This is a genomic window from Megasphaera massiliensis (assembly GCF_000455225.1).
Lineage (GTDB): Bacteria > Bacillota > Negativicutes > Veillonellales > Megasphaeraceae > Megasphaera > Megasphaera massiliensis.
Genome location: NZ_HF954537.1, coordinates 1035923 through 1042914 on the forward strand (window position 1 = coordinate 1035923; position 6992 = coordinate 1042914).

The following is a 6992-nucleotide window of genomic DNA, read 5'->3' on the forward strand; positions in this document are numbered from 1 at the left end:
ACTCCCTTGCCAATATACAGAAGAACAACATCATCGAACGCACCAAACGGTGTTAATTTTTTATTATACAGTAAAAAAAAAGGATGACACAAAAAAAACAGCGGCCATTCCCGTAAGGTAGTTCCAATAAATTTTCCATAAAAGCTGCACCGCCTACGATAGCCGCATCCAAAAATGCCACATGGTTCCCCTTGCATCAAATAGCAAAAATGGCTGACTACTATCGCAAGTAGTCAGCCGGAAAAAAGCACCTTGACGGTCACCGCTCGGGGCCAAAAAGTATTTATTCCTCGATATCGTAAAAGGTAAAGCCTTGTGCTTCTGCTTGTTGTATCAATTTTTGCCGTAACGGAATTGCCTTCTTACCGGCAATCTGTTTCGTAAAGGAATCTACCCGTCGATTCGTATCACGCAGATCGTAATATTCTTCCATTTCCGCATCGTAATCTTTCAACAGTTCCAAATAAGAATCAAATACCCGATAGGAGTCCTCAAAGACGTTGGCTTCACGAGGCATACGCGGCTTTAACTGCGGTTCCTGATTCGGTATCCCAATGCCGACCCCCACTACGGGGAAGGTTAATTCCGGCAATTTCAGAAGTTCAATCATCTTAGGTGCATTATTTAAGATACTGCCAAAATAAACCGTACCGAAACCACTGAGTTCAGCAGCGGCCACCATATTTTGAGCGGCTATGGCGGCATCCGTCCAGCCTTGGAAGAAACGATCGCTATCGCGTTCACCAACACTTTCTACCCCTCGTTCGCGAGCGATACGGGAGTTGCGGTACCCATCGACGATGAAAATAAACAGATCCGGTACCCGTGCTACATATTCCTGGTTGCAAACTTCTGCAATAGCCCCTTTCAGTTCCGGATTCACAATGTGGATGATACTGAAACTTTGCATCCCCATGCTGGTAGCCGTTCTTTTGGCTATATCCAATAATAGGCTCAATTGCTGCGGCGGCATAGGATCGGATTTAAACTCACGAATAGTGCGATGATTCAATAACACGTCAATAGGATTCATGGGATCAGCTCCTTTAGCAAAATACATTGAGTACACGACGCTATTCACTACACGCTTCCTTGCACATAATATCGAACTTTTTTTCTACAATAACACTAAATATCTACCTTGTCTAGTCAGTACCATGGTCCGGTTTCCATGGCTTACGCAAATTTGTCAGCCCCTCTTCATCCTATAGGTAGAGGGCTTTTCGCTGTATATTCCTTGGTGCTTGACGCAAAAAAACAGGTTCTATAATAAATGTTGGGGTCTTGTGGACACTCTAGTTCACAAGACCCCTTGTTCTATATAAAATCCAACACTGCCAGTTAGCTCAACCACCACGAAGAACCGAAAGGAGTATATAGATATGTCTCTCCCTTCTCTTTTCCGTTGTGTAGTTCAAACCATGTTTCCTTGTATAACCATCATGGGAGACCGATTCCATATCAAAAGGCTGGTCATCTGGGCTCAGGAACGAGTGCGGAAAAAGGTTCAGAACCATTTTCGTGAGAAGCGAATTTAAAAGTGTGTTGAAAACCTTTAAAGATTGGAGACAAGCGATCTTAAATGGACTGACACAAGTGTATTCGAACGGATTTACGGAAGGGATGAACAACAAGATAAACGTATTGAAACGAGTCGCTTTTGGATTCCGGAATTTCGAAAGATTTCGCACCAGAATCCTCTGGGCGTCTTTAAAAGAATAAAAAAAGAAATGGACGAGAGCAAGAAAAACTCACTCACGTCCATTCGCGTTGGATGATTTAGTTGGCACCCTAACATTTGACAAAGAGCCTAAAAGATGTCGTAACCATCACTTATCCGTTCAAACGGTTCATGATATCCTGCATCTGTTTTTCGAGGGCTTCGATGCGTTTGTCCTTGGCTTCGTTTTCCGCCTTCATGGTGTCGATTTCCTGCTGCTGCTCGGAAATGACGCCGACCAAAGCGTCTTTCGAGTAGCCGGCATAGGGGCTGCCCTGGCCGAACTTGAAGCTGACGCCGGCGTTGAACATGTTTTCCCCGCCGCCCAGGCTGGTTCCGATGGAGAAGAGAACGTCGTTCGTCGGCCGATAGAAGGCGCCGATAGAGACGGCATTGGCCGATTTGTAATTACCGTAGCCGGCTGCAAAGTCCCACTTCGCGCTAGGATCGTAGTCCTGGGGATGGAGGGCTGCCAAGGCTGCTGCCCCGGCACCGACGCGGTTGATGCGCGTATCGAGCTTGCTGACCCGGCCGTTCAAATTAGTCACGTTACTGGAAATATCCGTCACTTCATTGGTGAGGCTGGTAATCTTGTTGGTATTGGTCGTGATCTGCGTCGTATTCGAAGCTACCTGGCTGTCTAAAGCCGTTAAGTTATCGCCCGCCGACTTCGCTTTCTTCACATAGGTACCGTCTTGAGCGACTCGCGTTTCATTGTATACCGTACCGCCGGTGACGATGCCCGTGTTGCCCGAAGCGACCTTGCCGTCGGTATTGACCTTGATCTTGTATTCCGTCCCGCCAATATTATTCTTTCCCGTGCTGTCGATAGAAATCGTATTATCACCGTCGGCATTGGCAATGGTATTTCTCGTGTCGATTGCCGAGGCAATGGTCGATAAATTAACGCTGCCCGAAATAATTTCGGTCCCTTCCGAATTCTTAATGGACAGGCCTAATTTATTGTCTTGGAAGGTCAAAGCGTCTGTACTTTCTTGCAAGCCCGTGCCGGCTGCATCTACGGCTGCTTTAAGCTGGGCCACGTTGACGGCATCGGTATCATTGGTACCGGCTGCGACGTTGGTGATTTGACGTGTCATACCTAATTCACTGTCACCGACGGAAACCGCAGCGGCATTGGACTGCCATGTGGACGTAATTTTATTCTTTTCCGATACAGCTGCCGTGTAGGCCTTATTGGCATCGTTCATGCTGGATTCGGCCACATCCATAGCCTCTCTGGCAGCATCATTGGCAGCCTTGGCAGCATCCATCTGCTCTTTAATTTTTCGACCTTGGTCTGAATCATGGTCAATGTTGTTATAAGCATGTACGGCCTGCACATAGTCAGCGTTCTTGGCCAAATAATCGGATACCTTGGTATCATAATCAGCTTTGGCTGTCGAAAGAGCCGATTCTAAATCAGGGATACTGTTATTTAATTCGGCAAAGCGAGCTTCTTTGCCGGCAAAGGCTACGATAGCCGCTTCATTTTCAAAGGCTTTGCCGGTAATCGGGTTATACCCAAAAGCCCCTTTGTCAACAGAAGATACAGCGTTGCTGCCAATCGCCACGCCGTCATCATGCTCTACGTCCGTATTATAACCGACCATGACGGCGTTGCTGATGTTTTCCGCATGTTCGCGTAACGGTTTTTGCACCTTTACCACATAGTGCAGCGTATCTCCAGTCCACTGCAGCTCTCCTGTCGTATGAGCGTAACTCTGGGGAGTATAGGTCTGTTCTTCATAGCCATCTGTTGTCCCCATCGTTCCCAAAATGACGTTATTTTTGCCGCCCGATAAGGTATGGTAATCACCGATGACGACGTCCGTCGCCGCATCGCTAAGCTTATTACCCGTCCCCATGACGGATACGTTATTCACATTGGTTGCCTTATTCTGATAGCCGGTAACCAGATTATAATCACTGGCCGCAGCTTCGCTGCCGTTTAAAGTGTTGCCCGTCCCAAAGATAGAGGAACGTCTTGCATAATCCGATACGTTGCCGTTCCCTAGTGCAAAGACAGAACCGCCGTTAAGCGTAGCATAATCACCCATGATTTCAGAGAAATGATCCTTATACCCGATATCATCACCGCCATGATAGAGCAGCTCGCCCATACGGCCGCTCATAAATCCGCCTTCAATACCTTCGTTTATATTACCGAAGGCATTGGTCACCCGGTTGCCGGTACCAAAGACCATGGAGTTAAAGGATGAGTCAACCTTATTCAACATGCCGAAAGCACCGGGAGCTATCGATGCACCAAATCCAGTGTCACTTTCAGTACTGATTTTGTTATCGATACCATAGAGAGTCGCATAATAAGTAGTTCCCTCGACGGTCGAACGAATTCCCACAGCTGCACTTGCAGGCCCTAAGGTCTTAACTCTACTCCCGATTGCCATACTGCCATCGCTGCCAAAGGCATGATAGCCGATGACAACCATATTTCTTGCCCGAATATCATTGTCATCCGAGTTCTTTTCATCGGGAGATAAAGAGCCGATAATAATAGAATCTGTAAGCTCCGTATTGTTTCGATTATCCCCAATAACAATCCCGGCAGCCGTACCTCTGATATTATTATTATTACCGATAACCGTTAAAGCGTCCCATTCATTGCGATACGTATCGTTACCGGTAATCACATTGCCGCGGCCAATGGTTAAGTCGGAAATATTCGGTTCACGGCCTTCCGGATGACCATAGTCAGTAACCGTACCGACATCTCTAGCAATTATCTTGTTATTATCGCCGATGACGTTTTGCTTCCGACTGCCCCGCACTTCGTTGTTATTGCCAAAAATACGCGTATCAAGGCTCGCTTCATATCTTGTTCCGCCATCGTAAGGATAGCTCTTTGTCACCTTATTATCATTGCCGACAATATTGACACCATTGCTGTTTTCAACTGTATTCGTGTCACCCATGACATTTGCATCTTCACTGCCGGTTACAGTATTTTCCGTCCCCACAACGCGAGCTGTTTTATCATCCGTCACGGTATTGGTCGTCCCCGTCGCCGTTCCGCTGTCGACGACAATATTATCTGCTGCATAGGCCGACAGCCCCATTCCGGACAGGCTCAATCCTGCCAAAACCATGGCTGCTAAGGCCGTCTTTTTCACGATACGACGGCTATGGCTCTTGGTCCGGCTTTTTGCCATTTCTGACACGACGACATAGCCGTTCTTTGCCCGACTCCAAATAACCCGATACATCCTGTTCATCAAAGAATCTCCTTTCTAATCCATTAACCATTCGTTTTCACCTTACAATATAAGTATACATTTATTTTATATAATCGTAAAGTTAGTCATTTTATGGCCAATATTATGTATTTTTATAGTCAATTTAAACAGCATGACGCAGTTTTATCCTGCCGTCGATGATGGGCCGCTAAATATGATACAATAGCCCTAGAATACATGGAAAGGAACGTATGCTTATGAAGTTCAGCTCCACTTATATAAGGCCTGTAAAATGGGCATTTTTAAGCGCCTGTCTGCTCTCGTTGATTCACGTCGTCAGTGCCCTGGCCGTGCCGACTTTAACGGCCAGCATCATCAACGAAGGCGTCCTGCAAGGCGATATCGACGCCATCAGCCGCCTCAGCGTGGCCATGCTGGCCGCGTCGTTGGTAACCCTCATGGGCTCCCTGGGCGCCGTATACTTTAGTTCTCATATCGCCTCCCGCGTCAGCCTCCGTATGCGCCAACAATTGGTACAGGCTTTGCAGGACTTTTCCCTGTCCGATTTTTCTAAATACGGCACGGGAACCCTGCTCATGCGGGCCACGCGAGACGTCGAAAAAATCCAGTCCGTTCTCGCCGAAGGCATCAATATGATTCTTCCCATGCCCCTCATGATCCTCGTCGGCCTGGGCCTTACCTTTTATAAAAGTTTTGAAATGGGCCTCATCATCTTGAGCCTGATGATCCTCATGGTCGGCCTCATGCTCGTCATCCAAAAAAAGGCCCTACCCATCGTCATGGCCGTCCAGCAGCAGTTGGACAAGCTCACCGATCTGGTCCGTGACCACATCATCGGCATGTCCGTCATCCGGGCCTTTAACCGCAGCCGCGACGAAAAAGCCGCTGAAATCCGGATGTTTTCCGATTTATCGGCTAAAGAAACGAAGCTGGCCCGGACCTACGCCATCGGCCTGCCCAGTATCCTCATCATCTTCAATATGAGTACCGTCGTCATCTTGTGGCTCGGCGGCTACCAAATCGATTCGGGACAACTGCAAATCGGCGATATTATGGCCATCATCGAGTACGCCACCCTCATTTTGATGAACCTCATCATGGCCGTTTTCGTCCTCCTCGACGTTCCCGAAGCGGTCATCTGCTACGGCCGGATTCAGGAATTATTAGTACACGCCGAAAAGAGGCTGGCCTCACAAAAAACGATGAACCTCCCCTCTGACAGCAAGCAGATAAATAAAGACGAGCAGGAAAAAAGTACCGCAGCGGAGACCGGTAAAGAGCCGCCGCTTTTAGAATTCCGCCACGTCACCTTCCGCTATGACGACGCCGAAGAAGCGGCTTTAAAGGACATCTCCTTTACCCTCGAAGCCGGTGAAACCTTGGCCGTCATGGGCGATATCGGCTCCGGCAAAAGTACCCTGGCCAAGCTTATTTTAGGCTTATACCCCATTGAATCGGGGGACATTCTTTTTGACGGAAAGTCTATTTTCAAGCAGCCCATAGAATCCATTCGTGCCCAAATCGGCTATGTACCGCAAAAAGCCTATCTCTTCACGGGCTCCATTGCCATGAACTTAGCCTACGGCAAGGCCCAAGATTCAGACGCGTCCTTGTCGGAAGGCAAGCTAACAGAAGCCGCCGTCCTCGCCGACGCCGATGAATTCATCAGCCGGTTTGAAGACGGTTACGATCATCCCCTCTCCCAAGGCGGCACCAACCTCTCCGGCGGCCAGCGCCAAAGGCTTGCCATGGCCCGGGCCTTAGTGAGAAAGCCGCGGCTGCTCATCTTTGACGACAGTTTTTCCGCCTTAGACGGCATTACGGAGCAGCAAGTCCGAAAGGCCGTGGCCAAAGAAATCAGAGACGGTGCCGACATCAAAGAGCCGTCAAAAAACAAGAGCCACACGGGGCGAGCCTTCATCTCCATCGAGCAGAAGGTCAGCGCCGCCCGAAAAGCCGATAAAATCCTGGTTATCAATCAAGGCCAAGCCGTCGGCGTCGGGACTCACGATGAATTATTGGCCCGCTGCCCCATTTATCAGCAAATCGTGACG

Annotated in this window: 5 protein-coding genes; 3 read left to right on the forward strand and 2 right to left on the reverse strand. The window is 48.5% G+C overall.

Features of this window, described 5'->3' with window-relative positions:
• Positions 1–283 precede the first annotated feature (283 nt).
• Positions 284–1033, reverse strand: a complete 750-nt coding sequence (locus TX77_RS08210) for an NADPH-dependent oxidoreductase (protein WP_044504882.1) — start codon at positions 1031–1033, stop codon at positions 284–286.
• 349 nt (positions 1034–1382) lie between these two features.
• Between TX77_RS08210 and TX77_RS14345 the strand changes: the two genes are divergently transcribed.
• Both TX77_RS14345 and TX77_RS13615 read left to right on the forward strand, forming a co-directional pair.
• Positions 1383–1538 carry a transposase gene (locus tag TX77_RS14345; RefSeq protein ID WP_154651880.1) on the forward strand — a complete coding sequence of 52 codons (156 nt, stop codon included), beginning with the start codon at positions 1383–1385 and terminating at the stop codon, positions 1536–1538.
• On the forward strand, positions 1522–1722 hold the full coding sequence (locus TX77_RS13615) for a transposase (RefSeq protein ID WP_230198089.1): 201 nt from the start codon (positions 1522–1524) through the stop codon (positions 1720–1722). The genes TX77_RS14345 and TX77_RS13615 overlap by 17 nt, the downstream gene beginning before the upstream one ends.
• A gap of 111 nt (positions 1723–1833) precedes the next feature.
• Here the strand turns inward: TX77_RS13615 and TX77_RS08215 are convergent, their stop codons facing one another.
• The gene (locus TX77_RS08215) at positions 1834–4956 is read right to left on the reverse strand and encodes an ESPR-type extended signal peptide-containing protein (protein WP_044504321.1); all 3123 of its coding nucleotides are present in this window, start codon (positions 4954–4956) and stop codon (positions 1834–1836) included.
• 218 nt (positions 4957–5174) lie between these two features.
• On the opposite strand from TX77_RS08215, the gene TX77_RS08220 reads away from it, so the two are divergent.
• Positions 5175–6992 (forward strand): ABC transporter ATP-binding protein (locus TX77_RS08220; protein ID WP_044504883.1); only part of this gene is annotated, 1818 nt, incomplete at its 3' end.